Raw genomic sequence first — 26503 nt, 5'->3', positions numbered from 1 at the left:
TAATCGGAAGAGAAAGGCAACCGCTGTTTATGTTTTCAAGAAATGTAAAGAGAGGAAAGTCTGGACTTCATAAGAGAAGATACTGGAGAAATTCCAGGGGCCGTAAGGCTACGGAAAGTGCAACAGAAAACAATCCGCTATAAAATTCGTTTTATAGACAGGCTGAAAATTCCTACTTTAGGAGTAGGAGCCGTTAAGGTGACTTAATAGGCATGCAAACCCTATCTGAAGCAAGAGAAAAAAGCTTTTTGTATCTGCAAATATGAGGAGAATCGCTCCCATAGGCTTTTTCAAAATCGCTTGAGGGATCTAGTAATAGCTCCCCTAGATGAATGGTTGCCCTTAAGATAGTTCTCAAAAAACTATCCTATAGACAGAATCCAGCTTACCCTCTCTTCCGATATTTTTTCCCACTCTTAAAGTAGACCTGCCTTAGCCAAGGTATGCATATGCAATAGGCCAGTGACATGTCGATTCTGTTCGCTATCTAAAACAGGAAGAACAGCTACAGGACTATTAGACTCCATAAGTTGCAAAGCCATAGCAATATCAGCATCCTCGGTAATAAATCGAGGAGTTGTAGTCATAACCTCGTCCAAAGATAAAGAAAGTACTTCTCCCCCATGACAAGCTAAAGAACGTCGCAAATCTCCGTCTGTAAAGATCCCTATAAGGCGGAATTGAAGATCCACTATACAAACACAACCACAGCCATAAGCAGAAAAGATTTCTAAGGAAAAACCTACCTTATCCCCAGGATTACAGAAAGGAACCTCTGTTTTGGGGAACATAAAATCTTTAACCTTACCGTTAGCTTTCATCCCAATCTGCCCACTGGGATGATTGTTCCCATAGGTAGCTAAAGAAATGTCACGACTATGGAAAAGCAGCATAGCCAAAAAGTCTCCGAAGATCATTTGACATGTCGTCGAGTTGGTAGGAATTAAATTAAAAGGATCTAACTCAGCAACAGAGGGTAAAATAATCACCAAATCCGATAGAGCCGCTAAATTAGAATAAGGCACTGAAGTAATAGTCACAATAATAGCCCCCCGATTTTTTAGATGAGGAACAGTATCTATTAACTCTTGAGTTTCTCCACTTTTAGAAAATAAACATACAAGATCTCCAGGGCTCACAAGACCAAGATCACCATGCAAAAGGTCTACAGGAGAAAGGAATAAGGCTCGTTCACTTAAAGATTGAAGTGTAGCCACTACTTTCCGTGCTACACATCCACTTTTCCCCACACCAGAAAAAAATACCCATCCAGAATGGTGGAGTATTTTTTCTGCTAATTGCATAGCCTCTTCCGATTGAAAGGCCTGGAAAAAAAAATCTACGGCTTCTTTTTGCTTACCTAGAATATTTTGGCATACACCAGCAGAAATCATCGAAGGATTAATCAGAGGATTCATTCCTGGTTCTCTTTACATTGGCTATAGTTTAGCTCATCGTAACAGACTCCAAACGATTTTTCAATGAGGTTAAAAACTCACTGCCGTAAATACCATCTAATACTCTATGATCAAAGGTAAGTGTAACATAGACCATTTTTCGAATCGCTAAAGAATCGTCATCACGGACGACAACGCGTTTTTGTATTGTGCCGATTCCTAAAATAGCAACTTCGGGATAACGTATGATGGGCATACCAATCAAAGCTCCTGTCATTCCAAAATTAGTGACAGTAACGCTCCCCCCTTGAACTTCACTGGGGTCTAATTTATTCGAGCGAGCCCGTGAAGATAGATCGGCCAATGCCTTGGCAATACTCACTAAACCGCGATCTTGACAATTGTGAATGACGGGAACAACAACCCCTTCCTTATTGAGATTAACGGCAATGCCCACATTTATAGATTTCTTCATAACAATGGTGGTCCCATCTAAAGAACCATTCAATAAAGGAAATTGCCTTAGGGTCTGAGCTAAGCACTGTACAATAAAACTCGTAATCGTTAGCTTCACCCCATGCGTATTCAAAAAGCGTTCGCGTTCACCAGAAATCAGATTCATAAGATCTGTGACATCGACATCTACAATCAAAGATGCATGAGGAACCTCATCGGAAGACTTAGAAAGAGTAGAGGCGATTGCCTGGCGTAACGGAGACATGGGAATGCGATTCTCTTCTCCTCGAAATCTTTCTGGCATAGAAACTTCTCGTACTTCTAAAATATAAGCTTCTAAATCTTGACGAGTGACTCTGCCCCCTTTTCCCGTACCAATGATCTGTTGGAGCTTGTCAAGACCGATTCCCTCGCGTTGAGCTAAACTGAGTACTGCAGGAGAAAACCATCCCGAAGAGCTGGTTCTAGAACAAATCTCTGATCTTATTTCAGAAGAAGTTGGAGAGGATGGGACATTCTGATCAGAAGTTTCGGAAGTCTCCTCAAGTTCTATGAATCCCAAAACATCCCCAGAAGCAACCTCGTCTCCCTCATTTACGCAGAAACGCACTAATCGGCCTTCTTTAGGGGAAGCTAATTCCGTAGCAATTTTATCCGTAGATACTTCAATCACAGGCTCATCTCTAGCCACATGATCACCCAAATTTTTTAACCAACGGATTATAGACCCTCCGGAACTCGTTTCTCCTATTTTAGGGAATCGGAACTCAAATATCATATATCGTCACCTTCTATGTAGTTTCAACGCTTTCCTGTTTTGCGGATTCGGAAGAAGCAAGCTCTCCTTCTCGAGAAGCTACATAAGTAGCGACTACGGCATCCCCAAGGATATTCATGGGAGTGCCTACAATATCTCTTAACCGATCAATCCCAGCAAGTATAGCTATACCCTCCATAGGCAAACCTATAGATGCCAATACAGAACCCAGAGTAATCATACCTCCTCCAGGAATACCAGCACTACCTACTGCAGAGAATGTCGCGGTAACTACCAATAATAACAGGCTGCTTAAGGATAACGGACAATTGTATGCTTGAGCAATGAAAACCGCAGCCATACCTTGAAAAATTGCAGTTCCATTCATATTGACAGTAGCTCCTAAAGGCAAAACAAAACCAGAAACCTCGGTGGATACTCCCAAGTTTTTAGAAACACAACGCATAGTTACAGGTAAGGTTGCAGAGCTGCTCGTTGTAGATATTGCGCAAGAAATCGCATCCATCATCGCGGAGAGAAACTTTGAAAAGGACATCTTGCAGCCGAAACGCACAAGTCCTCCAAAAACAAGTGTCGCATGAAACAAACACGCGAGATAATAAGCAATAACAAATTTTCCTAGCTGCCAAAGCACTCCTAAACCGTGATTTCCAGAAATCCATGCCATACTGGCTCCCACGCCGTAGGGAGCAAAGCTCATGATCATGTTCACCATGCGCAACATGATTTCAGAGAAACCATCAATAAAACGCTCAACAGGACGACCACGTTCTCCAGAAAGCCTTAAGGCAATCCCCAAGAAAATCGCAAAAATAATAATCTGCAATATATTGCCCTCAGCAAAAGAGCGTACAGGATTTGATGGGAAAACTTGAGATACTATAGAAAGGAAATACGTTGCTGTCCTTTTTGAATCAATGACAGTGGTAGCTGCCGAATCCATAGAGGCCTGGGAAAGATCACAACCATTTCCTGGACGGAAAACCCAAGCAAAACATAGGCCAATAATAATAGCGATTCCTGTAGTCGCTAGATACAGGGCGACACTTTTAACGCCAATTCGTCCCAATTTTTTCATATCGCTAATCGAAGCGATTCCTAAAACCATGGAGCAGAAAACTAGCGGATACACTACCATGCTCAATAGATTTAAAAAAATGTCTCCTATAGGTTTAAAAAAGATGGCCTTATCTTCTAAAACTAAACCTAAGGTAACTCCGACAAACAATCCAATAAAGATCTTCATCCATAATTTCATTAGTTACCCCTGTTTTTATGTATTTGATCAATCATGTTCAAAAGAGAAAGCGCGTGGTCTTCATTGAAAGAAAGACGCATTTGCACCTTAGCTATGGGCAACAAGCTCGGCTCTTCTGATAAGAGAGGAAGCTTGACACTATCTTTTTCTGTACACAGTAACCCTTGTCCTTGGCGCATTGCCATTTGCTGACAAAAGTACGTTAATTCTTTTTTTGTTATTGCAGCATGATCAGGCAATAAATACTTTCCTAAAATGTGGATTCCTTCTTCCCTAAGCATATTCAAAAACCCTTGAGGAAATCCTAAACCACAGAAAACACCTACACGCAACTTTCGAAGAACCTCTTTAGGAATATGTTCCCCATTATGCGTCCAAATCACAGAGGCAATTTTAGGTCTCACAAACACCTGAGGAGCATCCGAAACACTCTTCAATAAAGTCTTTGCCTCTTCTTCTGCACCGCCGTTTACAATAATGGCATCAACAGCCTTCAACCGAAGAGGAAAATCCCTCAGTCTACCTTTAGGGAAGAAAGCATGTCCTCCCAAAGGATCCTGACCATTAACTACAGCGATTTCTATATCTTTGTGTAGCTTGCGGTACTGAAGACCATCATCTAAAAGGAGAAAATCAAATTGCTCCGCAGCTCGTGCTGCAGACACCCTTCGATCCTTATGGACCCATACAGATCCCTCAGGTAATTTCTCTGCCATTAATAGGGGTTCGTCTCCTACGTAGGACGCAGAATGTACTTTCGAGTCTACAATAGTAAGTTTCTTTTGCCGACTCGACTGACTTTTATAGCCACGAGAAAGTACACCGCAAGAATACCCCCGGGTCCTCAAAGCCTCCGCCAACCACAATACTGTTGGAGTTTTTCCTGCCCCCCCAACAACGATATTGCCTACACTAATTACTGTGGAACGCACACGATAAGGAGAAGACCAAGAAAAACGATTCCAACATGCCACCAGGCATGAGAAACCTTTGGAGAGAAGATAACCAAACCACCCCCACCCTAAAATACCTTCAAGGCTAATAGCTATGGTAACACGGCGATAAAAAAGAAAGAGAGGTGAAGGAAATCGCTTTTTCATTTTTCCTCTTTTAAACGCACGAATTTCTTTCTCCGAAAATCATGCTTTTTAAAAGATCACAACCTTCGCTGCGTTACAAGGAGATCCAGTATTCCAGAAAAAAGATTAAAAATCAAGTTTACAAAGCTTAATTAAAAAAATTATTTTAAACAAAAAAATCAATATAATTAATTCTATCTCAAAAAGAAAAGTGTCATACTATTAATCCAACGTTGACGAACAATTTCGTAAGCTACAGCAGCTACAGAAGTAGAAAGATTCAAAGAATCTGATTCCCCCAACATAGGAAGAGCAATTGGAGAAAAATCTTCCGAAAACCACTCCTCAGTCAAACCATCTTTTTCTGAACCAAACACTAAAGCAGTGGGTCCAAGATAGTTTTCAGAAAAATACATTTTTTCAGCTCGAGGAGATGTTACAAAAACTGCCCAACCCTCCTGCTTTAATAACTCTCTTACCTCATCACCTGCAAGAGAAAGAATCGGAAGAGAAAAGAGAGCGCCTAAAGAAGAGCGCACAGTATTGGGGTTATACACATCCACAACAGGATTGCATAAAATGACACCGTCAACACCAGCACCATCAGCTATTCTTAAGATAGCCCCCACATTCCCAGGTTTTTCTACCTGCTCAATAATAAGATAGAAAGGCTGGGTATTTCTACGTCGATTCAAAAAATCTTCTTTATTCCATACTCTCTTTTGTATAACCGCAACGAAATTGTCGTGATGTTCCTTAAAAGAAAGTTGGGCCAAAGTAGAGTCTAAACAATATAAAATCTCTATAGAATCTCTTTTGAATTCATTTAAAAATTCCACTTCTTTTTCTGAGAGATGTGTTCCACAAAAAATGTGCTGACATGCATATCCCGCACGCAATGCCTTCTTAATTTCACGGGCGCCTTCAACTAAAAACCATAAACTCTTTCTACAGCGAGAACGTTTTAAAGCCAGAGCCTCCTTAACTCGGGGATTGTGTTTTCCTATGCACTCCATTGAACAAAACTCCCAGAAGGCAATGCTGTGACCCCTTCTCCACAAAAACTTTCCCCGCAAGACCATGCTTCAGAAGAAAGATTTGACAAACTGCGCTTGGCTATGGCTTTTAAAAATTCTGGCGTGTGGCCAGGAGTATGAGAAGTCAAGAGAAAATATGAGGCGTCGTTCGCAATGAGCTGCGAACATAAAGAAAGTAAAGAAAACAGGTCTCTATCTATTTTAAAGACCTCTCCATCAGGTCCACGACCGTAGGTTGGAGGGTCTAAAAGAATCACGCGATATTTTTTATTTCTACGGATTTCTTTTTTTAAAAAAGAAATCACATCTTCAACAACCCAAAAAATACGCTTATCAGGAAAAGTGTTCTTCTCTACATTTCTTTGTGCCCAACGTACTGCCGCTTGGGAACCGTCCACATGGGTCACACGTGCTCCACACTTAGCAGCAAAAATGGAACCCACCCCTGTATAAGCAAAGAGGTTCAGTACCTGACAACCTTCGTGCTTCTGGATAGCTTTTTGCAAAGCAGGCCAGAATCCCATATGTTCGGGGAATATGCCTAGATGCCCAAACGGTGTTCTCTTTAATAGGCAACGCACATCAAAACATGAGATCTCCCACTCTTCAGGAAGACGTTTAAAACTTTTCCAAACTCCTTTCTCTCCTTCACGAATATACTGCAGCTGCGCTTGAGACCAGAGATTCGGTTTACTTTTTGGCCAAACAGCAACACTTGAAGGACGAATCAAAGTCACAGGACCAAAACACTCTAATTTGTTGCCGTCCCCACTATCAAGTAATTTATAATCCATAACTACTCTTTCTCTGCTAAGGCCAAACTACGTTGTATTGCATCTACCTGTACCTTTGTTGACATATCTATCTCGATATTGACTCTCTCTCCCTCTTTCTTCTTTCCTAGAGTCGTTCTTTGAAGAGTCTCTGGAATCAATCCTACAGAAAAAGTATCAAAATCGACCGAAACTATCGTTAAGCTAATACCATCAATCGCAATAAATCCCTTTCCAAAAAGGTAAGGAGAAAGTTCTTCGGAAGTACGAAAATAATAACGATTTTCTTTTATCACGACTATCTCTGTTGTTCCCAAAACATGGCCAGAAAGCAAATGGCCTCCAATCGCGTCTCCCATGTGTAATGCTCCCTCCAGGTTGACTAGATCACCACAGTTCCTTTCTCCTAAAGTCGTACAAGCTAAGGTTTCTGGAATAACATCAAAAAAGATTTTATTTTGATCTCGAGATACTACAGTCAAACAGATTCCATCCACTCCCACACTAGATCCTGGGACTAGAAGACGAGCAAACGCTGGCGTACTTTTGATTCCTAGACCTAGGCCTTTTCCTTGAAATTCTAAAAAACAAATTTCACCTAATTCTTGAATAATTCCTGAAAACATCCCACCTCGTTTAATAACAGAAGCTTTACAACAAAAGCTTTTCTAGAGTAGAATACGATTTTTTCTTCTCAATAAGCAAAATAATTTCACACACTGGCTCAAGATAACAGCAACTTCCAAGGCTGCTACTCTAAGGAAGTATTTTGTCTTCCCTTGATTTCGTGGAAAAAAACTTTGCAACTATAGTCACTTATATTTATCCTAACCTAAAAATCCAGTTTTTCTTAGACTACCTTAACCTAGGAGGTAGCTCCCATGCAGTGTCCTTTTTGCAATCATGGGGAGTTGAAAGTTATAGATTCAAGAAACGCTCCAGAAGCTAACGCAATAAAACGCCGTCGGGAATGTTTAAAGTGTTCTCAACGTTTTACGACATTTGAAACGGTTGAGCTCACCTTACAAGTATTAAAACGTGATGGTCGCTACGAAAATTTTCAAGAATCTAAATTAATTCATGGTCTGAACGCAGCCTCTAGCCACACACGAATTGGCCAAGACCAGGTTCATGCCATAGCTTCTAATGTTAAATCCGAGCTCTTAGGGAAACAAAATAGGGAAATCTCTACGAAAGAAATTGGCGAACTAGTAATGAAGTATCTTAAAAAGTCTGATATGATTGCCTATATCCGATTTGCCTGCGTCTATCGTCGATTCAAAGACGTTGGTGAATTAATGGAAGTCTTATTGTCAGCAACTCCAGATATGGAAAAATAGTTGAATTTTAAAGGAGCAGGGTTGTGCCATTATCAGATGAGGAAATAGAACAGTTTAAGAAAAGACTTTTGGAAATGAAGGCCAAATTGTCGCATACTCTAGAAGGAAACGCTCAAGAAGTGAAAAAACCTAACGAAGCTACAGGGTATTCCCAGCATCAAGCAGACCAGGGTACCGATACCTTCGATCGAACTATTAGCCTAGAAGTCACCACAAAAGAATACGAGCTTCTAAGACAAATTAATAGAGCTCTAAAAAAGATTGATGAGTCTTCCTACGGAATTTGTGATGTCAGTGGAGAAGAAATTCCCCTGGCTAGGTTGATAGCTATTCCCTACGCTACCATGACAGTGAAAGCTCAAGAACAGTTTGAAAAAGGGCTGCTATCTGGGAATTAAGTTCTATGGCCAAACGTTTTCGTAGTACACTGCTAGTCGTTGCCCTGCTTGTTTTAATCGACTGGGTCACTAAGCTAGTTGTCTTATTACAATACAAAGATCTCCAAATTTTAACGCACCCCACCTTATATACTCATAGTTGGGGGCAGTTTTCATTTTCACTTGCTCCTATATTTAATGAAGGAGCTGCTTTTGGTCTCTTTTCAGATTATAAATATTTCTTATTCCTTCTGCGTATATTTATTATTTTCGGCATTCTGGCTTACCTTATATTTAAAAAAAAATCTATATCATCAACAATCCGAGCCGCGCTGATCCTTCTCTGTTCAGGAGCTATAGGCAATGTTGGGGATATTATCTTTTACGGACACGTAGTTGATTTTATTTCTTTTAATTATAAACAATGGGCATTCCCTACTTTTAATGTCGCGGATGTATTTATTTCTTTAGGAACATTGTTACTCGTTTACAAATTTTATTTTCCTACAAAACAAACTGAAAAAAGAGATAATATAGATCCCTTTAAGAGGAAGTAAAATAATTTTTTAAAAAACTTTTTCCGTTGTGATGAACTGTCTCCTATCACTTTTATCTGTCTTTGATGATTTTTTTTGGTCTTACGTCGCCTTTCTTCTAATCATTGTTCTAGGCGTTGGTTTTTCCTGGAAGTCACGGTTTTCTCAATTTACGAAGTTCGCTCAATTTTGTAAGCTTTTTCGTTACTATTCTCAGAATGCTCAAGAAAAAGAAACAAAACAAGGTGTCCATCCTATAAAAGTATTTTTTGCCTCCGCAGGAGGAAATATCGGTATAGGGAATGTTGTAGGAATTGTCACAGCCGCGTGTATCGGTGGACCTGGGGCTCTTTTTTGGGTTTGGATTGCTGGTATTTTTGGGTCTATTGTTAAATATTCTGAGGTATACCTCGGCATCAAGTTCCGTAAGTTAGATAGTGATGGTGTCTATCAGGGCGGGCCGATGTATTTTCTTACCAAGGCATTTAAAACCCCTGTAGTTTCTGTTATTGTTGCGATTCTTCTCTGCATTTATGGAGTTGAAATATACCAGTTTTCAGTCATTACTGACAGTCTTGCCCACTGCTGGAACATTCCTAAAATCTACCCGATGCTAGCTCTTCTCTTTCTTGTTTTCTATGCAATTCAAGGAGGTTTACAGCGTATAGGAAAAATTTGTTCTCTAGTTCTTCCTTTTTTTATGCTTCTTTATTGTGCCCTAGCCCTCTATATCCTAATCAAAGAGTTTTCTACCCTTCCTCAGCTAATCACCACAGTATTCTCTTCGGCATTTAAAGGACAAAGCGCCTTGGGAGGATTTGCAGGCTGTACTGTAGCAACTACCATTCATCAAGGAATTTCACGAGCAGCCTATTCTGGGGATATTGGTATAGGTTTTGATTCCATCATCCAAAGTGAAAGTTCTGCCAAAGATCCCAGGACTCAGGCCCAGCTCAGTATTGTTGGCATTGCCATAGACAACCTGATCTGTACTCTTAGTCTTCTCATGGTGCTGGCTTCAGGCTCATGGTCTCTGGGATTCGAAAACGCTTCTCAAGCAGTAGAACATACCCTAACAAGCTATTTCCCTATGGTAAGGTTCTTCCTCCCCACCTTCTTCTTTGTTACAGGCTATACGACGATCATCTCCTACTTCCTGGTTGGCAAGAAGTGTGCAAAGTTTCTTTACGGAAACCTGGGTACAAAGATCTACACTCTCTACGGTCTTCTTATTCTTCCCCTATTTTGTTTCCTCAGCCAGAATACAGCTTTACTGATCATGTCCGTATCTGGAGCTCTACTCCTTTGCTTTAACCTCTTAGGAGTCTTCCTATTAAGAAAAGAAGTTCAGTTCCCTGAAAAGGTCTCTTCTTTCAAGGAAACCCCACTTTCCACAGAATAAAAACCTATCTTATTCATAGTAAACAGGACAGGTATTTTTAATTTTTTATTAATAAATTAAAGATTAGTTTTAGAAAAAAACACTTCATAGAAAGTAAAATAAAGAATAAAAAGTTGTAATTAATTTTTTATTTTTTATGGATAACTATCTTCTCGGAATCTTAATTTTCTGTTGCGTGCTCCTCTCGATAGGGATGTGCACCATTTTCGTGATGACGATCTTCTTCCTACGCCACATCAATAGAATCCTTAAAAACATCCATCGGATGACTACAATTTTAAATTTCGAAGCTAAAATCCTAGCTCCTTTGATGTTAGGAAAAAAGCTTCTCTGTGGATGGCTAAAAAAAAGAAAAAATCGCGACTCTCTCTCTGAGGATATTGAAGAACTCTTAGATGAAAAAAAGCAGAGAGGTTGGAAAAAAAATTTATGCCAAGGAATTAAATGGTGCGCAGCACTACTCCTCATTTGGAAAGTGTTTCGTAATAAAGATTAAAACGTTGAGGGATATCGTTATGTTCGGGAACAAACACAAATTTAAGAAAACCAAATGCAAACGATTTCGCTGGCTACGAGGTGTTTTATTCGGCGGATTCATAGCTACGTTATTAACATGCTTATTTACTCCTAAAAGTGGAGTTCAACTGCGGAAGAAAATCCTCAAAGTGAAAAACTCTGGGGCTAAAAAAAGTAGAGTGTTATTTAAAAATTCTAAGCAGCATACTAAGTCATTCGCAAAACAGGCTAAGTTGCTTGTTAAAAATATCTCTCATGAACTTCAGGATTTTAAGAAGGGAATCCTGGACGACAAAGATTAAAGTTTCTGATAAGCTCTGCGAGGTCAGAATATCTTCTCAGAGCTTTATCTAGAAAGAAAATTAACAAAACTCATCGCTATAAGATTCCTTGGTTAAGTTTTTATTTCCGTATATTTATTTTTCTTTTCTATGTAAGTTTAGATCTGTATGAGACTATAACTTATTAGGACTCCGACATATGAAGCAGATCCGTCTTTGGGGATTTTTATTTATCTCTTCCCTTTGTCCCCTTTCTTATCTAACAGGGAACGATATCCTCCTCCCTCTATCGGGGATTCACTCTGGAGAAGATCCTGAACTTTTTACTCTACGCAGTTCATCTTTAACAAAAACTACATATTCTCTACGCAAAGATTTTATTGTCTGTGATTTTTTAGGAAATTCTATCCATAAACCTGGAGCTGCATTCCTTAACTTAAAAGGCGACCTCTTTTTTATAAACAGCACTCCACTAGCGGCTCTTACCTTTAAAAACATCCATTTAGGGGCCCGCGGTGCTGGACTGTTTTCTGAATCCAATGTTACCTTCAAAGGTCTTCGCTCTCTTGTTCTTGAAAACAATGAAAGTTGTGGAGGTGTCCTTACCACCTCTGGCGATCTCTCCTTCGTAAATAATACTAGCGTGCTTTGCCAAAATAACATCAGCTATGGACCTGGGGGAGCGTTGCTCTTAGAGGGGAGAAAAAGTAAAGCCCTCCTCTTTAAAGACAATCGAGGAACCGTCCTATTTCTAAAAAACAAAGCTATGAATAGAGATCCCTCTCATCGAGCATACGGAGGAGCCATAAGTAGCGTAAGTCCTGGCTCGCCTATTACCTTTGCTGGGAATCAAGAGATCATCTTTCAAGAGAACGAAGCCGAACTTGGTGGAGCCATTTATAATGATCAAGGAGTAGTAACTCTTGAGAATAACTTTCAAACGACAAGTTTTCTCTCTAACAATGCTCTTTTAGGAGGTGCTGTCTATAGCCGCCACTGTAATCTCTATTCACAATGGGGCGACACCCTATTTACTAAAAACACCGCAGAAAAATTTGGCGGGGCGATCCACGCAGATTATGTTAACATCAAGGATTGCAAAGGTAGTATCGTCTTTGAAGCGAACTCAGCAGCTGGTGGAGGGGCCATAGCAGCATCTTCTCTTTGCGACATCGATGCTCAAGGTCCTGTTTACTTTATAAATAACTCTGCATCTGGATTAGAGGGTGGCGCTATCTATATGCATAGTACTGGATCTATAGTACGCCTATATGCAAATCAAGGAGATATTGAATTCTTTGGAAATAAAGTACGATCGAATTCCAGTAAACCTATAGGTTCAACCTCAAACTTCACAAATAATGCCATTACTATCCGAGGAGCTCCTAGGGAATTTTCTCTCAGCGCTAACGGAGGGTTTAGGATTTGTTTCTATGATCCTGTAATTTCTGCAACAGAAAGTTATAACTCTGTCTATATCAACCACCCAAGATTTATAAAATCTGGAGGGGCGGTTATTTTTTCAGGAGCTCGCCTATCTCCAGAGCATAAAAAAGAAAATAAGAACAAAACTTCAATTATAAACCAACCTGTACGTCTTTGTTCTGGAGTCCTTTCTATAGAAGGGGAAGCGATTCTTGCTGTTCGTTCTTTTTATCAAGAGGGGGGCCTTCTTGCTCTCGGGCCAGGTTCCAAATTGATCACCCAAGGGGAAAATTCTGAAAAAGATAAAATTGTAATTACAAATTTAGGATTCAACCTAGAAAATCCAGATTCTTCAGCTCCTGCAGAAATCCGAGCCACCTCAAAGGCTTCTATTGAAATTTCAGGCATTCCTGTGATCTATGGCCACACAGAATCTTTCTATGAAAATCATGAATACGCAGCAAAATCTTATACAACCTCGATTATTCTATCTGCGAAAAAACTTGTTGAAGCCCCCTCTAGGCCAGGGAAAAACGTCGGAGATCTAGTCATAACTGAATCTGAATATAGGGGATATGGGTATCAAGGCTCGTGGAAATTCTCCTGGTCTCCTAACGACACCAAAGAAAAGAAAACCATCATAGCCTCTTGGACTCCGACTGGAGAGTTTTCTTTGGATCCAAAGCGACAAGGATCTTTTGTTCCAACAACCTTATGGTCTACATTTTCTGGTCTGAACATAGCGTCTATGGTAAATAACAATTACCTCAATAACTCAGAGGTCATCCCCCTCAAGCATCTCTGTATTTTTGGAGGTCCTATCTACCAAATTATGGAGCAAGATCCTAAACAAATTTCCAATTCTCTTTTAGTACAGCACGCAGGTCATAACGTTGGGGCTAGGATTCCTTTCTCTTTCAACACCATACTTAGTGCCGCACTCACTCAGCTCTTTTCTTCCTCATCACAACAAACCGCTGCAGATAAGAGTCATGCTCAAATGCTGATAGGAACCGTCTCTCTTAACAAAAGCTGGCAAGCACTCTCTCTTAAATCCTCGTTTAGTTATACTGAAGACTCTCAGGTAATGAAGCATGTGTTCCCCCATAAAGGAACCTCTCAGGGATCATGGAGAAACTACGGATGGACAGGATCTGTTGGCGTATCGTATGCCTATCCTAAAGGAATACGCTACCTAAAGATCACTCCCTTTCTAGACCTCCAGTATACAAAATTAGTGCAAAATCCCTTTGTAGAAACGGGTTATGACCCTAGATATTTTTCTTCTTCAGAAATGCACAACCTATCCTTACCTTTAGGTATTGCTTTAGAAATGCGCTTTATAGGCTCTCGTTCTTCCTTATTTCTCGAAGTCAGCACTTCGTATATTAAAGACCTACATCGAGTCAACCCACAATCTTCAGCTTCCTTAGTGTTAAATCACTACAAGTGGGATATCCAAGGAGTCCCTCTAGGGAAAGAAGCTCTAAACATTACATTAAACAGCACCATTAAGTATAAAGTTGTGACTACCTATCTCGGGATTTCTAGCACGCAACGAGAAGGAAGCAACCTCTCAGCAAATGCACATGCAGGCCTCTCTCTCAGCTTCTAGAAGTTAACTATAGAAACGAAAAGGGATTTTCAAAACGAGTTGTTATACTTAAAGCGCTCGCTTTTTTATCCCTTGCCTAATTTATTCATCTGATTTATCTATCACTTATCGAGTCTGTGAATATATCTGATAGGTTTTCCTCTATGAAGTGGCTACCAGCTACAGCTGTTTTTGCTGCCGTAATCCCCGCATTAACGGTCTTCGGAGATCCCTCCTCTGTTGAAATAAGTACCAGCCATACAGGAACTGGGGATCCTACAAGCGACGCTGCCTTAACAGGATTTACACAAACCTCAACAGACACTGAAGGCACTACGTATACCTTTGTTGGTGATGTCACATTCTCTACATTTACAAATATTCCTTTACCCCCACCACCACCCCCACCTGCTGATAGCAGTTCTAGTGGAGGTGCAGGAGGAAGTTCTAGTGGAGGTACATCTGTAGTCGGATCAACTTACATAAATTCGTATTTTGATTTTACAAAAGATAGCTTTTTAGATTCCTATCACCTTTTCTTTCCTTCAGTTACAGATATTCTTGCTCATTCACTAGCTTCTTCCAGCGGTAGTAGCAGTAGCTCATCCTCATCCGCAACAACCACTACTCCTGACCCAAAAGGAGGTGCTGCCTTTTATAGTGACCAGCCTAACGGAACTTTAACCTTCACCACAGACTCTGGAAATCCTGGCTCCCTTACTCTTAAGGACCTTAAGATGACAGGACAGGGAGCAGCTATTTACTCTAAGGGGCCCTTAGTATTTACTGGTTTAAAAAACCTAACCTTTTTAGGAAACGCAGCGAAGAAAAGTGGAGGCGCAGTCTATACTGAAGGTGCGTTCACAACACAAGCGATTGTTGAAGCAGTAACTTTTACTAATAACACCTCGGCAGGGCAAGGCGGCGGGCTCTATGTTAAAGGAGCTACCTTATTTAACGCTTTAGACAGTCTCAAATTTGAAAAAAACACTTCTGAACAAGCTGGTGGAGGAATCTATACTGAGTCTACACTAACCATTTCGAACATTACACAATCCATCGAATTTATTTCAAACAACGCTATTGTCCCTCCTCAACCAACGAGCTCTACAGCAACAAGTAGTAGTAGTAGCAGTAGCCCATCGACTCCACTAACCTTCACGCAAGAAATTGCAGGAAACGGAGGCGCTATCTATGCTAAACAGGCTGTTCTAATCTCTGCATATAAGGATCTCACTTTCAAGTCTAACTATGCGTCAGTAGATCCAACTCTTACAGTCACTACTGGTATTACTGGAGAATCTGGGGGTGCTATCTTTGCTGGAGATTCTGTACAAATCGAAAAATGCACGGGAACTACCCTATTTAGTGGCAACAAGGCCAATAAGTCGGGTGGGGGTATTTATGCTATAGGAGCCGTCACCCTAGAAGATATAGCTACTCTGAAGATGACCAACAATATCTCTCGGGGCGAAGGCGGAGCTATCTACACTAAGAAGGATTTAGTTATCAACAATAGCTCTGTGCTCGCTACATTTTCTGGGAACACCTCGACAGATAATGGTGGAGCTATCTTTACTGTAGGCGATATCACCCTCTCTAATCTCATAGAAGTGCACCTCAGTAAAAATAAGACTGGAAATTATTCCGCTCCTATTACCAAAGTGCCTGGAGCCATAACTTCAGTAGTTTCTAGCCCTATAACTACTACAGCTGCTGTCGGTACCTCTACACCACCTCCAACAAACATAGCAAAAGGAGGAGCCTTATATAGTACGAAGGGATTGACTGTATCTGGAATCACATCCATGTTATTGTTTGACAACAACGAATGCCAAAATATGGGAGGAGGTGCTTACATTACCTCGACATTCCAGTGTTCCGATTCTCATCGAATCCAGTTTATTAACAATAAAGCACTTGATCAAGGCGGGGGCCTTTATTGTGGGGATAACATCACATTCACGAACCTCACAGGAAAAACACTCTTTCAAGGGAACACCAGCGATAAAAGTGGTGGGGGGCTCTCTCTTGCCTCAGGGAAATCTCTGACTATGACATCGTTAGAGAGTTTTTGTTTAAATGGAAATACAGCAAAGGAAAATGGTGGTGGTGCGAATGTCCCTGAGAAATTTGTACTCACCTTCACATACACTCCTTCTCCAAGTGAACCTGCCCCCGTTCAACAGCCAGTTTATGGAGAAGCTGTCATTACTGGAAATACAGGAAAAAGTGGTGGGGGCATTTACACTAAAAATGCATCCTTTTCAAATTTATCCGCTGTAACTTTTGATAAAAATACTTCTTCAGAAAACGGCGGTGGTTTACTCACTCAAACAGATACAGATAAAACGGATTGCCTTTTCAGTTATATTACTAACGTCAATATTACCAATAATACGGCTACGAATAATGGCGGGGGCATTGCTGGAGCAAAAGCACATTTTGATCGCATTGACAATTTTACAATGCAAAGCAATCAAGCTAAAAAAGGTGGAGGTATCTACCTTACAGATGCTCTCACCATTGAAAAAGTTATGAGTGGTTCTATTATACAGAATACGGCTACAGAAAGTGGTGGGGGTATCTATGCAAAAAATATCGCACTACAAGCTCTATCTGGAAGCTTCACGATTGCTGATAATAAAGTCGAAACTAATCTTACTACCGCTGGGAATTTATATGGAGGAGGCATCTATTCAACTGGAGCTGTTACACTAACTAACATATCTGGTATGTTTGGCATCACAGGGAACTCTGTTTCTAATACAGGCACAGCCCAGGATGCAGATATACAAGGTGGGGGTATCTATGCAACGACTTCTCTCACTATAAATCAATGTTCTACGCCAATTATATTCGACAATAACTCCGCAACTACTAAGAAAACTACAACAACTCAACAAGTTGCTGGAGGTGCTGTCTACGCTCCTACAGTGACAATCGAAAATAACTTTCAAACCATTACTTTCTCAAATAACTCAGCAAAGTCGGAAGCAACTGCAGCGGCAACTACAGGAAATAAAGATAGCTTTGGAGGAGCGATTGGAGCTAGTTCTGTTAGTTTAACAAATAACCCTTCGTTAACATTTACAGGCAATTATGCAGAAAGTGGGGGGGCGATTGGCTGTATTGATGCTACTGGCGGCTCACCAGCCAATAAAATTTCAATTACAGGTAACAACTCCGTTTTTTTTAAAAATAATTCTGCGTTAAACCGCGGAGGAGCTCTCTGCGCAGCGACTATCGACATCACCAACACGAATGCTTCTTTCACTAATAACTCTTCAAAACACGATGGAAGTGCTATTTGTTGTTCCACAGCCTTAACTCTTTCCGCAGAATCGCAAATTACCTTTGAAAACAATAAGGTAACAGAAACCCAAACAAATGCGACAACTCCTGTAACTAACTTAGGAGCTGCAATTTATGGAAACAATGATACTACAGATGTCACGATCTCTTTATCGGCTCTGAATGGAAATATTCTCTTCCAAAACAACCTATGTACAGCAACTAACAAATATTGCAGCATTGCAGGAAATGTAAAATTTACCAAAATGGAAGCTACGGCAGGAAAAACGATAGCTTTTTATGATGCAGTTAACGTTTCAACAAAAGAAGCAAGTGCTCAGGGACTAACATTAAATTCACAAGCTACGAGTACGGGCACAATTTTATTTTCTGGAGAATTTCACGAACATAAATCCTATATTCCACAAAAAGTGACTTTCGGAAACGGGAAGCTCATTCTAGGTAAAAATGCAGAACTTAGCGTAGTTTCCTTTACTCAATCTCCAGGAACTACAATCACTATGGGGCCAGGGACAGTTCTTTCCAACCATTCTAAAGAAGCAGGCGGAATTTCTCTGAACAACGTCATCATTGATTTTAGTGAGCTCGTTCCTCCTAAAGACAATCAAAAAGCTACAGTTTCTCCACCCAGTTTGAAATTAGTATCGAGGACTACTGCAGATGCCAAGGATAAGATTGACATTACGGGAACAATTACTCTTCTAGATCCCAACGGCAACTTGTATCAAAATTCTTACCTTGGCCAAGATCGTGATGTAACTCTTTTCAATATAGATAATGCTGGAGGAGGGACAGTCACGGTCACTAATGTAACTCTCGAGGGAAATTTAGGAGCTAAAAAAGGATATTTAGGAACCTGGAATTTAGATCCAGGTTCTTCTGGTTCAAAAATTATTCTAAAATGGACTTTTGATAAATATCTACGTTGGCCCTACATCCCTAGAGACAACCATTTCTACATTAACTCTATTTGGGGAGCACAAAACTCTTTAGTTACAGTAAAGCAGGGTATTTTAGGAAATATGTTGAACAATGCAAGGTTTGAAGACCCTGCTTTCAACAACTTCTGGGCCTCGGCTGTAGCTTCCTTCCTTAGAAAAGAAGTGTCTCGAAATTCTGACCCATTTACCTATCATGGCAGAGGGTACACTGCCGCTGTAGATGCAAAGCCTCGCCAAGAATTTATTTTAGGAGCTGCCTTCAGTCAAGTTTTTGGTCACGCGCAGTCTGAATACCACCTGGACAACTACAAACATAAAGGTTCAGGCCACTCTACGCAAGCGTCTCTTTATGCTGGGAACATTTTCTACCTTCCAGGGACAAGGTCCAGACCTATCTTATTCCAAGGTGTCGCGACCTATGGCTATATGCAACATGACACCACAACCTATTATCCTTCTATTGAAGAACAAAATACTGCAAACTGGGATAGCAATGCCTGGTTATTTGATCTGCGTCTAAGTGTGGACCTTAAAGAACCTCAACCCCACTCCACAGGAAGGTTCACGGTCTATACAGAGGCTGAGTATACAAAAATTCGCCAGGAGAAATTCACAGAGCTAGACTACAATCCTAGATCTTTCTCTGCGTGCTCTTATGGAAACTTAGTCATTCCTATTGGATTATCTATAGACGGGGCGGTATCCTCACACGGAATTATTATATACAACAAAGCATCAGCTGCTTACCTCCCTGTGATCCTTAGGAACAATCCAAAGGCCAGCTACGAGGTTCTCTCTACCAAAGAGAAAGACAAGGTAGTCAATGTCCTCCCTACGAGAAACGCAGCTCGTGCGGAAGTGAGTTCTCAAATGTATCTTGGAAGTTACTGGACAATCTATGGCACTTATACTGTCGATGCTTCGATGCGTACTTTAGTCCAAATGGCTAATGGAGGTATGCGGTTCGTATTCTAGGGAATGGGAGGATACGGAGAGAGTGGGATTCGAACCCACGGTACGCGTTAACGCACACACGCTTTCCAAGCGTGCTCCTTAAGCCACTCGGACTGGACAATCTATGGCACTTATACTGTCGATGCTTCGATGCGTACTTTAGTCCAAATGGCTAATGGAGGTATGCGGTTCGTATTCTAGGGAATGGGAGGATACGGAGAGAGTGGGATTCGAACCCACGGTACGCGTTAACGCACACACGCTTTCCAAGCGTGCTCCTTAAGCCACTCGGACATCTCTCCATATTTATAGATTTTCCAGGCAAAAAGACTTGCTGAGAACATATCGTAACCTCTCCATTTTTATCAATACCCGTCTTACTATGAAATTTTTTTACTAAGATCTTCCGTTCTTAGATATTCGTTCTTTATTAAAATTATGCCCCAATAGAATAATGGACCATCTTATCCAACTGCTTTTGTCATGCATAAAGTAATAGTTTTCATTTTCTTTACCCTATATTCGTTAAAAAGTTACGGGAATGATTCGATAGATAAGCCTCATATTCTTGTCAGTGTTGCTCCCTATAAGTTCCTTGTCGAACAGATTGCGGAGGAGACCTGCTTTGTTTATGCCATAGTTACCAATCACTATGATCCCCATACCTATGAACTCCCTCCTCGGCAAATCAAAGAGTTACGACAAGGAGATCTTTGGTTCCGTATAGGAGAGGCTTTTGAAAAAATTTGTGAAAGAAACCTAACGTGCGAACAAGTAGATCTCTCCCAAAATGTTGCCCTAATTCAAGAAAAACCCTGCTGTACTAAGCACACCACAAACTACGATACCCATACCTGGTTAAGTCCTAGAAACCTCAAAGTCCAGGTAGAGACTATCGTTACGACTCTAAGTAAAAAATATCCTCAACACGCGTCTCTATATCAAAGCAATGGAGAGAAACTCCTTAGAGCTTTAGACAAACTTCATGAAGAAATTGTTGCTATTACCTCGGAGGCAAAACAACGCCATATTTTAGTTTCACACGGAGCCTTTGGATATTTTTGCCGCGACTACAATTTCTCTCAGCATACCATAGAAAAAAGCAGTCATTTAGACCCCTCCCCTAAAGACGTTGCTCGCGTATTCCTTGAGATCGAACAATATAAAATTTCTTCTATAATTCTTCTCCAATATTCTGGAAGACGTAGCAGCGCTATGCTGGCAGATCGTTTCCATATGCATACTGTGAATCTCGATCCCTATGCAGAAAATGTCCTTGTAAACTTAAAAACCATAGCGACCACTCTTTCCAGTTTATGAAAATACGAATTCTTGCTGAGGACTTAGCTTTCCGCTATGGAAGCAAAGGACCTAATATCATTCATGATGTTTCTTTCTCTGTCTATGATGGCGACTTTATAGGAATCATAGGGCCTAACGGAGGAGGAAAAAGCACCTTAACCATGTTAGTTTTAGGTTTGCTAACCCCTACATTCGGATCCTTGAAGATCTTCCCTTCTGAGTTAAAGAGTAAGCGAGCCCATGCGATGATAGGTTGGGTTCCCCAACACTTCTCTTATGATCCTTGTTTCCCTATTTCGGTAAAAGACGTAGTTCTCTCAGGAAGATTGTTTCAGCTCTCCTGGCACGGGAAGTATAAAAAGAAAGATTTTGAAGCTGTCGACGAAGCTTTGGATCTTGTAGGACTTTCTGAATACCATTGCCACTGCTTCGCCCACCTCTCGGGAGGACAAATTCAGCGGGTACTCCTAGCACGAGCCTTAGCCTCCTATCCTGAAATTTTAATTCTTGATGAGCCGACGACAAACATCGATCCTGATAATCAACAAAGAATTTTAAATATTCTCAAAAAGTTAAACCATACCTGCACCATTCTTATGGTAACTCACGATCTTCACCATACGACGAATTACTTTAACAAGGTTTTTTATATGAATAAAACTTTGACTTCGTTAACAGACACCTCGACCCTAACAGACCAATTTTGTTGTCATCCCTACAAGAATAAGGAACATTCATGCTCTCTTCGCTAATCCATGATTCATTTCCCCTCCTTATTTTACTTCCCACATTCCTGGCAGCTTTAGGAGCCTCTGTAGCTGGCGGCGTTATGGGAACATATATCGTTGTAAAACGTATTGTTTCTATTAGTGGAAGTATCTCTCATGCAATTCTAGGAGGAATTGGCCTTACTTTATGGATACAATACAAGCTTCATCTTTCTTTTCTTCCTATGTATGGGGCAATTATTGGAGCTATTTTTCTAGCTCTTTGTATTGGAAAGATCCACCTGAAATACCAAGAAAGGGAAGATTCTTTGATTGCTATGATTTGGTCTGTAGGCATGGCTATTGGAATTATATTCATTTCCCAACTGCCCACCTTTAACGGGGAACTCATCAACTTTTTATTTGGGAACATTCTCTGGGTCACCCCTTCCGATCTCTATAGCTTAGGGCTCTTCGATCTTCTTGTTTTAGGAATTGTGGTACTTTGTCACACTCGATTCCTTGCTCTTTGCTTTGACGAGAGGTATATGGCTTTAAACCGCTGTTCCGTACAAATCTGGTATTTCCTACTGCTCATTCTGACAGCAATCACTATTGTTATGCTGATTTATGTCATGGGAACGATTCTCATGCTTAGCATGTTGGTGCTGCCTGTAGCTATAGCGTGTAGATTTTCCTACAAGATGACACGGATTATGGTGATATCCATTCTCTTGAATATATTCTGTTCTTTTGTTGGAATTTGCGTTGCATACTTTTTAGATTTCCCAGTAGGACCTACGATATCCTTGTTGATGGGCATAGGTTATACTGCGAGCCTTTGTGTGAAGAAACCATACAATCCATTAACACCTTCTCCTGTTAACCCTGAAATCAACATAAATGTGTAACTAGGGAAGCGCTTTTGAAAGCTTTGGAGACACTCCTGTTGCTCATCGGGAAGAAGATCATCGATTTTATTTAGAGCTACTAGCATATCTTTCTTTTCAAAATCTGGCTGATAAGAGTGGAGCTCGTGGATCAGCGTTTGCAAGTCATCTTCAGGAGAGTTTCTTTCTCTTTTCGAGACGTCGATGACGAACAGCAATAAAAGAGTGCGTTCAATATGGCGAAGAAAATCCAATCCCAGGCCTTTATTTTGATGAGCTCCTTCAATAATTCCTGGGATATCAGCGATAATCCAAGACTTTTGATATAAGCGGTCTTTGCAGAGAACCAGGCCCAAAGAGGGGGCTAGAGTTGTGAAAGGATATGCTCCGACTTTAACTTCGGTATGTGCGAGCGTATTAAATAGTGTAGACTTTCCAGCGTTTGGAAAACCCACTAAACCAATATCAGCAATAAGTTTAAGTTCCAGCTCTACTTGACGAATTTCTCCAGGTTTTCCTGGAGTAGCTTTTGTAGGAGCTCGATTTACTGCTGTCTTAAAGAAAGAATTTCCTTTACCTCCCCTGCCCCCTTGGCTAACTAGGAGACGATCTCCATCTATAGTAAAGTCATGAAGGATCTCACCAGTTTCGGCATCACGAAGAAGGGTTCCTGTAGGAACAGAAACAATGAGATTCTTACCACTACGTCCTGTACGATTATTCGTTGCTCCTGACTGACCGTCAGGGGCCTTTAAAAAGCGGGTGTTTCTATAAGCTTCGAAAGAATATACATTCGTGGTTGCTTCTATGATTACCGAGCCGCCGTTGCCGCCATTGCCGCCATAAGGTCCTCCCTTAGGAAGATATTTTTCCTTTCGCCAAGCAACAACACCATTCCCGCCTTTTCCAGCACGCAGTTCTAGGGTAATTTGATCTACAAACATGAATACATTCTTATCCTTCTTAAAACAAAAAAAGCTCGGTTTGATGCCTGAGCAAAAAACTGAGCTTTTTTAATATTACTGTAAAAAATCGGAAAGCAAGGATCTAAAGTTGCTCAGGAACAACAGAGATATAGGTACGATTTGTCTTTTTCATTACTACAATACCGTCGACTAGAGCGAATAGTGTATCATCGCGACCACGACCTACATTTTGTGCAGGATTCCATCGTGTGCCTCTCTGACGAACAAGAATACTTCCTGTAGAAACTTTTTGTCCAGCACCCACTTTGACCCCAAGGCGCTTCGATTTTGAATCTCTGCCGTTTCGGCTTGCTCCCTGTCCTTTCTTATGTGCCATAATTCTAAACTCTCTAGTTTCTGTTTATATCACTAACTCAAGGATTTTCACGCGAAGATACTTCTGACGATGTCCGTGCTTACGGTGATAATTCTTGCGTTTTTTATACTTATAGGCGATTACTTTTTCGCCTTTAACATGAGAAAGATATTGGGCCTTTACTTGTGCATTCGCAACCGTAGGGCTCCCTAAAGATGCCTTCGTTCCATCGAATACGAAGAGAACGTCTTCAAAAATGACTTCTTTACCCGAAGCAAGGTCACCTAGCAACTCAACATCAATCACATCGCCTGCGCGAACTTGATATTGCTTGCTTCCTGTTTGAATTACTGCGTAAGGCTCCATTAATTTTTTCCTTATGAATCTTTCTATGCTTAAAGCTAGGCGCTGTTTGCTAAGTTACTTTAGCAAACTTGAGGATTATACAAAATACAAAGTCTTGGATTATAATTTTTAACCCCTCGGAGAGCGCTATCCTCAAGCGGGTATGGCCAGAGCCGGGATCGAACCGACGACACAAGGATCTTCAATCCTCTGCTCTACCATCTGAGCTATCTAGCCATTTGTACTTAGCTATCATAGGAAAACATTCAGTTTAATATCAATGAGATTTCGAATTCATAACTTCTCTTTTTATTCTAAGGGAAACTTCGAGTATCAAGTTTTTATGGAGCATAAAGAAAGGCAGTGGTGGACGCTTCTTTTTTTATATTTTGTGCTCTTCTTGAAAGGATAAATAAATTCTTTACTATAGAATCTAGGGGGAACGTCTCTTGCACTAACCAAAGTTTCTTTTTTTGGAAGACAATGTCTAGACATAGAAAGAAAGTTCGTCGTAGATTATTGGAATGATGCGTGAATTTTAGAAATTCTGTAGTATCTTTTATGAAAGAAATTTCTAAAAAATATACCAGGTAGTTATGGATCGAGACAATGACGTTCCCCTGCCGAAGCCGAAATGGATTTACCGTACAGGCATTGGTCAAGACAGCCACCGCTTTCTCCCAGAAAGTTCCACCAAGCCCTGCATTTTGGGTGGTATAATTTTTGATCATTGCCCAGGATTTCAGGCAAATTCTGACGGTGACATTATCTTTCATGCGATTTGTAATGCCATTTCCTCGGTAACTAATAAACTTATTTTAGGGAAGGTTGCTGATGAACTTCTCCAAACACGAGGAATTACAGATAGCGGCATGTATCTTGAGGAAGCTTTAAAATCTTTGAAGCCCAATCAAAAGATTTCTCACGTGGCAATCACCATCGAGGGGAGCCGACCTAAATTTCTCTGTAAGCTATCTGCACTACGTCAAAATATTGCACAGGCAATGAATTTACCACCTACGGATGTTGGCATTACTGCAACTTCTGGAGAGGGTTTGAGTGACTTTGGCTGTGGAGATGGCGTACAGTGTTTCTGTATTTTAACTCTGATGGAATACTGCGGCTAATAGACGTCAATAACGTAACGATGCTGCTCTCTTAGGGAAGCTAAAGCATCTTTTCCTAAGATGTCTTCTAAAGCGTGTTTTACTTCTATGCCTAAGATTTTACGTCCACAAACAAAGAAAAACCCTCCTTCCTCATAGGCTTTTCTTACATCATCTTTTTGAAGCCTAAGAAGATCTTGAACATAAATCTTTTGGTCTCCTTCTCTTGAGAAGGCTAGAAAGAGTTTTAATTTTCCTTTTTCTTTTGCACGATTCCAAAATTCTCGATAATAGAAGTTTACTTTTTCTTTTCGTTCACCAAAAAACAATAGATTACTTCCTTGATCCTTATTGAAAAGGCGTTCTTCTAAGAAAGCTTTATAGGGGGCAATTCCTGTTCCTGCTCCGATCATAACTAAAGGCTTCCCTTGGGTCTCTCTAGATAGCGTGAAGTGTCTTGTAGGTTGTACGAATATAGGAACAGAATCGTGTATCTGAAGTTTACTACATAGAAACGAGGAGCAAACACCAAAACGCTTTTGATACTTTCCAGGATAGGAAACGTGTTTCACTAATAACTCTATACTCTTGGGGCATACATGTGGTGAGGAGGCTATAGAGTAAAAACGAGGCAGTAGGGGAAAAACGCTCTCAGTGAAAAGCTCTATTGGGATACGAGGACGATACTCCTGAATTGCATCATAGAGCGTGATATTAGCATCTCTATTAGGGAAAAAAGAGGTGAGCTTTGCTGGAATCTTATCAAGATCAACATAACATCTAAAAAATTTTTGGACAGGAACTTTTTCAGAACTTTTTTTTATATTTACAAGGCTCATTGAGGAATAGCCTAGAAGATATAGAAGGTGTTCCGAAGCCTCTTTAGAGTTCTCGGGTAAGACTCCTAAGGCATCCCCTACTTTATAAGATAAAGTCGTATCATTGCTATTAAAGACGATCCGATAGACAGGATCGCTATCATTAGTGGTGGAGTCGGAATCGGAACAAGAAAGTAGCTCACGCAATATTAAAGGGACTTGCTGAGCTTTCAACTTTTCTTGTAAATACATCTCGATAGACAAGCTTGAATTAAGCGGCTTTGATTTTAATATCAACTCCTGCAGGAAGAGCAAGCATTTTCAAAGCATCGATAGTTTTTCCTGTAGGATCTAAAATGTCTACAAGGCGTTTGTGAGTGCGAATTTCGAATTGCTCTCTTGATTTTTTATCGACGTGTGGCGAACGCAGCACAGTATAGACTTCTCTTTTTGTAGGCAGAGGAATCGGTCCTACAACACGAGCCCCTGTCCTTTTAGCAGTTTCCACAATATCTGCTGTGGAACGATCTAGCTGCCCCTGATCGAATCCTTTCAGACGAATACGAATTTTTTGCTTTTGCTGCTTCATACATCC

General features: G+C 40.6%; 24 protein-coding genes, 2 tRNA genes and 1 other RNA gene. 13 read left to right on the top strand and 14 right to left on the bottom strand.

What is annotated here, in order from left to right; genetic code table 11:
* Nucleotides 1-4 precede the first annotated feature (4 nt).
* Nucleotides 5-404: RNase P RNA component class A (gene rnpB, locus CMV32_RS03870), an RNA gene on the top strand.
* 12 nt (nucleotides 405-416) lie between these two features.
* On the opposite strand, the gene CMV32_RS03865 is transcribed toward rnpB, so the two are convergent.
* From CMV32_RS03865 to CMV32_RS03835, 7 genes are all read right to left on the bottom strand, one after another.
* Nucleotides 417-1418 (bottom strand): KpsF/GutQ family sugar-phosphate isomerase, encoded by a 1002-nt coding sequence (locus tag CMV32_RS03865; RefSeq protein WP_100934602.1) that lies wholly within the window; start codon nucleotides 1416-1418, stop codon nucleotides 417-419.
* Nucleotides 1419-1446: 28 nt separating this feature from the next.
* Complete coding sequence (locus CMV32_RS03860; protein ID WP_192940648.1) at nucleotides 1447-2628, bottom strand: dihydrolipoamide acetyltransferase family protein; 1182 nt, start codon at nucleotides 2626-2628, stop codon at nucleotides 1447-1449.
* A 16-nt stretch (nucleotides 2629-2644) separates the two neighbouring features.
* Nucleotides 2645-3889, bottom strand: a complete 1245-nt coding sequence (locus CMV32_RS03855) for a dicarboxylate/amino acid:cation symporter (RefSeq protein ID WP_100934600.1) — start codon at nucleotides 3887-3889, stop codon at nucleotides 2645-2647.
* On the bottom strand, nucleotides 3889-4989 hold the full coding sequence (gene lpxK / locus CMV32_RS03850; RefSeq protein ID WP_100934599.1) for a tetraacyldisaccharide 4'-kinase: 1101 nt from the start codon (nucleotides 4987-4989) through the stop codon (nucleotides 3889-3891). Before lpxK ends, CMV32_RS03855 begins: the two co-directional genes overlap by 1 nt.
* A gap of 173 nt (nucleotides 4990-5162) precedes the next feature.
* Nucleotides 5163-5984 carry an RNA methyltransferase gene (locus CMV32_RS03845; protein ID WP_100934598.1) on the bottom strand — a complete coding sequence of 274 codons (822 nt, stop codon included), beginning with the start codon at nucleotides 5982-5984 and terminating at the stop codon, nucleotides 5163-5165.
* Nucleotides 5972-6799 (bottom strand): RsmD family RNA methyltransferase, encoded by an 828-nt coding sequence (locus CMV32_RS03840; RefSeq protein ID WP_100934597.1) that lies wholly within the window; start codon nucleotides 6797-6799, stop codon nucleotides 5972-5974. The genes CMV32_RS03845 and CMV32_RS03840 overlap by 13 nt, the downstream gene beginning before the upstream one ends.
* A 2-nt stretch (nucleotides 6800-6801) precedes the next feature.
* Nucleotides 6802-7404 carry a riboflavin synthase subunit alpha gene (locus CMV32_RS03835; protein WP_100934596.1) on the bottom strand — a complete coding sequence of 201 codons (603 nt, stop codon included), beginning with the start codon at nucleotides 7402-7404 and terminating at the stop codon, nucleotides 6802-6804.
* 255 nt (nucleotides 7405-7659) lie between these two features.
* On the opposite strand from CMV32_RS03835, the gene nrdR reads away from it, so the two are divergent.
* From nrdR to CMV32_RS03795, 8 genes are all read left to right on the top strand, one after another.
* Nucleotides 7660-8118, top strand: coding sequence for a transcriptional regulator NrdR (gene nrdR / locus CMV32_RS03830; protein ID WP_100934595.1), 459 nt, complete (start codon nucleotides 7660-7662; stop codon nucleotides 8116-8118).
* Nucleotides 8119-8141: 23 nt separating this feature from the next.
* Nucleotides 8142-8516, top strand: coding sequence for a TraR/DksA family transcriptional regulator (locus CMV32_RS03825; protein ID WP_100934594.1), 375 nt, complete (start codon nucleotides 8142-8144; stop codon nucleotides 8514-8516).
* A gap of 5 nt (nucleotides 8517-8521) precedes the next feature.
* Entirely contained in the window at nucleotides 8522-9052 is a 531-nt protein-coding gene (gene lspA, locus CMV32_RS03820) for a signal peptidase II (RefSeq protein WP_100934593.1), read from the top strand.
* A gap of 31 nt (nucleotides 9053-9083) precedes the next feature.
* A complete protein-coding gene (locus CMV32_RS03815; RefSeq protein ID WP_100934592.1) occupies nucleotides 9084-10433 on the top strand; it encodes an amino acid carrier protein in 1350 nt (449 codons plus the stop codon).
* A gap of 136 nt (nucleotides 10434-10569) precedes the next feature.
* Entirely contained in the window at nucleotides 10570-10929 is a 360-nt protein-coding gene (locus tag CMV32_RS03810) for a hypothetical protein (protein WP_100934591.1), read from the top strand.
* A gap of 19 nt (nucleotides 10930-10948) precedes the next feature.
* Complete coding sequence (locus CMV32_RS03805; RefSeq protein WP_100934590.1) at nucleotides 10949-11251, top strand: YtxH domain-containing protein; 303 nt, start codon at nucleotides 10949-10951, stop codon at nucleotides 11249-11251.
* Nucleotides 11252-11429: 178 nt separating this feature from the next.
* On the top strand, nucleotides 11430-14270 hold the full coding sequence (locus CMV32_RS03800) for a polymorphic outer membrane protein middle domain-containing protein (RefSeq protein ID WP_100934589.1): 2841 nt from the start codon (nucleotides 11430-11432) through the stop codon (nucleotides 14268-14270).
* 143 nt (nucleotides 14271-14413) lie between these two features.
* Nucleotides 14414-19480, top strand: coding sequence for an autotransporter domain-containing protein (locus CMV32_RS03795; RefSeq protein WP_100934588.1), 5067 nt, complete (start codon nucleotides 14414-14416; stop codon nucleotides 19478-19480).
* Nucleotides 19481-19674: 194 nt separating this feature from the next.
* On the opposite strand, the gene CMV32_RS03785 is transcribed toward CMV32_RS03795, so the two are convergent.
* Nucleotides 19675-19761 (bottom strand) — tRNA-Ser (locus CMV32_RS03785).
* 181 nt (nucleotides 19762-19942) lie between these two features.
* Here CMV32_RS03785 and CMV32_RS03780 point away from each other — a divergent pair.
* Genes CMV32_RS03780 through CMV32_RS03770 form a run of 3 tightly spaced genes read left to right on the top strand, consistent with a single transcriptional unit; the run spans nucleotide 19943 to nucleotide 22379 of the window.
* Complete coding sequence (locus CMV32_RS03780) at nucleotides 19943-20779, top strand: metal ABC transporter solute-binding protein, Zn/Mn family (RefSeq protein ID WP_100934587.1); 837 nt, start codon at nucleotides 19943-19945, stop codon at nucleotides 20777-20779.
* Nucleotides 20776-21513 (top strand): ABC transporter ATP-binding protein, encoded by a 738-nt coding sequence (locus tag CMV32_RS03775; protein ID WP_100934586.1) that lies wholly within the window; start codon nucleotides 20776-20778, stop codon nucleotides 21511-21513. Before CMV32_RS03780 ends, CMV32_RS03775 begins: the two co-directional genes overlap by 4 nt.
* Complete coding sequence (locus CMV32_RS03770) at nucleotides 21498-22379, top strand: metal ABC transporter permease (RefSeq protein ID WP_100934585.1); 882 nt, start codon at nucleotides 21498-21500, stop codon at nucleotides 22377-22379. The genes CMV32_RS03775 and CMV32_RS03770 overlap by 16 nt, the downstream gene beginning before the upstream one ends.
* Here the strand turns inward: CMV32_RS03770 and obgE are convergent.
* The 4 genes from obgE to CMV32_RS03750 all read right to left on the bottom strand — a co-directional run bounded on the left by obgE (nucleotide 22295) and on the right by CMV32_RS03750 (nucleotide 24221).
* On the bottom strand, nucleotides 22295-23302 hold the full coding sequence (gene obgE, locus CMV32_RS03765; RefSeq protein WP_100934584.1) for a GTPase ObgE: 1008 nt from the start codon (nucleotides 23300-23302) through the stop codon (nucleotides 22295-22297). The genes CMV32_RS03770 and obgE overlap by 85 nt on opposite strands.
* A gap of 103 nt (nucleotides 23303-23405) precedes the next feature.
* Complete coding sequence (rpmA, locus tag CMV32_RS03760) at nucleotides 23406-23660, bottom strand: 50S ribosomal protein L27 (RefSeq protein ID WP_010883183.1); 255 nt, start codon at nucleotides 23658-23660, stop codon at nucleotides 23406-23408.
* Between the two features lie 24 nt (nucleotides 23661-23684).
* Complete coding sequence (gene rplU / locus CMV32_RS03755) at nucleotides 23685-24005, bottom strand: 50S ribosomal protein L21 (protein WP_100934583.1); 321 nt, start codon at nucleotides 24003-24005, stop codon at nucleotides 23685-23687.
* A gap of 143 nt (nucleotides 24006-24148) precedes the next feature.
* Nucleotides 24149-24221 (bottom strand) — tRNA-Phe (locus tag CMV32_RS03750).
* Nucleotides 24222-24580: 359 nt separating this feature from the next.
* Between CMV32_RS03750 and ispF the strand changes: the two genes are divergently transcribed.
* Nucleotides 24581-25111: a 2-C-methyl-D-erythritol 2,4-cyclodiphosphate synthase gene (gene ispF / locus CMV32_RS03745; protein ID WP_100934582.1), complete on the top strand. Its 531-nt coding sequence runs from the start codon at nucleotides 24581-24583 to the stop codon at nucleotides 25109-25111.
* On the opposite strand, the gene CMV32_RS03740 is transcribed toward ispF, so the two are convergent.
* On the bottom strand, nucleotides 25108-26160 hold the full coding sequence (locus tag CMV32_RS03740; RefSeq protein ID WP_100934672.1) for a ferredoxin reductase domain-containing protein: 1053 nt from the start codon (nucleotides 26158-26160) through the stop codon (nucleotides 25108-25110). The two genes, ispF and CMV32_RS03740, sit on opposite strands and share 4 nt — an antisense overlap.
* A 19-nt stretch (nucleotides 26161-26179) precedes the next feature.
* Nucleotides 26180-26497, bottom strand: coding sequence for a 30S ribosomal protein S10 (gene rpsJ, locus CMV32_RS03735; RefSeq protein WP_010883187.1), 318 nt, complete (start codon nucleotides 26495-26497; stop codon nucleotides 26180-26182).
* Nucleotides 26498-26503 lie beyond the last annotated feature (6 nt).

It is taken from the genome of Candidatus Chlamydia corallus (assembly GCF_002817655.1).
Classification (GTDB): domain Bacteria; phylum Chlamydiota; class Chlamydiia; order Chlamydiales; family Chlamydiaceae; genus Chlamydia; species Chlamydia corallus.
This window is presented reverse-complemented; position numbering and strand designations above follow the sequence as displayed.

Excerpts from the sequence above, each read along its gene's own strand:
- CMV32_RS03815 (WP_100934592.1), top strand. The coding sequence starts at position 9,084 with ATGAACTGTCTCCTATCACTTTTATCTGTCTTTGATGATTTTTTTTGG.
- CMV32_RS03740 (WP_100934672.1), bottom strand. The coding sequence starts at position 26,160 with ATGTATTTACAAGAAAAGTTGAAAGCTCAGCAAGTCCCTTTAATATTG.
- lpxK (WP_100934599.1), bottom strand. The coding sequence starts at position 4,989 with ATGAAAAAGCGATTTCCTTCACCTCTCTTTCTTTTTTATCGCCGTGTT.
- CMV32_RS03770 (WP_100934585.1), top strand. The coding sequence starts at position 21,498 with ATGCTCTCTTCGCTAATCCATGATTCATTTCCCCTCCTTATTTTACTT.
- rplU (WP_100934583.1), bottom strand. The coding sequence starts at position 24,005 with ATGGAGCCTTACGCAGTAATTCAAACAGGAAGCAAGCAATATCAAGTT.
- CMV32_RS03865 (WP_100934602.1), bottom strand. The coding sequence starts at position 1,418 with ATGAATCCTCTGATTAATCCTTCGATGATTTCTGCTGGTGTATGCCAA.
- CMV32_RS03845 (WP_100934598.1), bottom strand. The coding sequence starts at position 5,984 with ATGGAGTGCATAGGAAAACACAATCCCCGAGTTAAGGAGGCTCTGGCT.
- ispF (WP_100934582.1), top strand. The coding sequence starts at position 24,581 with ATGGATCGAGACAATGACGTTCCCCTGCCGAAGCCGAAATGGATTTAC.
- CMV32_RS03805 (WP_100934590.1), top strand. The coding sequence starts at position 10,949 with ATGTTCGGGAACAAACACAAATTTAAGAAAACCAAATGCAAACGATTT.
- CMV32_RS03800 (WP_100934589.1), top strand. The coding sequence starts at position 11,430 with ATGAAGCAGATCCGTCTTTGGGGATTTTTATTTATCTCTTCCCTTTGT.
- CMV32_RS03775 (WP_100934586.1), top strand. The coding sequence starts at position 20,776 with ATGAAAATACGAATTCTTGCTGAGGACTTAGCTTTCCGCTATGGAAGC.
- obgE (WP_100934584.1), bottom strand. The coding sequence starts at position 23,302 with ATGTTTGTAGATCAAATTACCCTAGAACTGCGTGCTGGAAAAGGCGGG.
- CMV32_RS03855 (WP_100934600.1), bottom strand. The coding sequence starts at position 3,889 with ATGAAATTATGGATGAAGATCTTTATTGGATTGTTTGTCGGAGTTACC.
- CMV32_RS03840 (WP_100934597.1), bottom strand. The coding sequence starts at position 6,799 with ATGGATTATAAATTACTTGATAGTGGGGACGGCAACAAATTAGAGTGT.
- CMV32_RS03795 (WP_100934588.1), top strand. The coding sequence starts at position 14,414 with ATGAAGTGGCTACCAGCTACAGCTGTTTTTGCTGCCGTAATCCCCGCA.
- rpsJ (WP_010883187.1), bottom strand. The coding sequence starts at position 26,497 with ATGAAGCAGCAAAAGCAAAAAATTCGTATTCGTCTGAAAGGATTCGAT.
- CMV32_RS03780 (WP_100934587.1), top strand. The coding sequence starts at position 19,943 with ATGCATAAAGTAATAGTTTTCATTTTCTTTACCCTATATTCGTTAAAA.
- lspA (WP_100934593.1), top strand. The coding sequence starts at position 8,522 with ATGGCCAAACGTTTTCGTAGTACACTGCTAGTCGTTGCCCTGCTTGTT.
- rpmA (WP_010883183.1), bottom strand. The coding sequence starts at position 23,660 with ATGGCACATAAGAAAGGACAGGGAGCAAGCCGAAACGGCAGAGATTCA.
- nrdR (WP_100934595.1), top strand. The coding sequence starts at position 7,660 with ATGCAGTGTCCTTTTTGCAATCATGGGGAGTTGAAAGTTATAGATTCA.
- CMV32_RS03810 (WP_100934591.1), top strand. The coding sequence starts at position 10,570 with ATGGATAACTATCTTCTCGGAATCTTAATTTTCTGTTGCGTGCTCCTC.
- CMV32_RS03835 (WP_100934596.1), bottom strand. The coding sequence starts at position 7,404 with ATGTTTTCAGGAATTATTCAAGAATTAGGTGAAATTTGTTTTTTAGAA.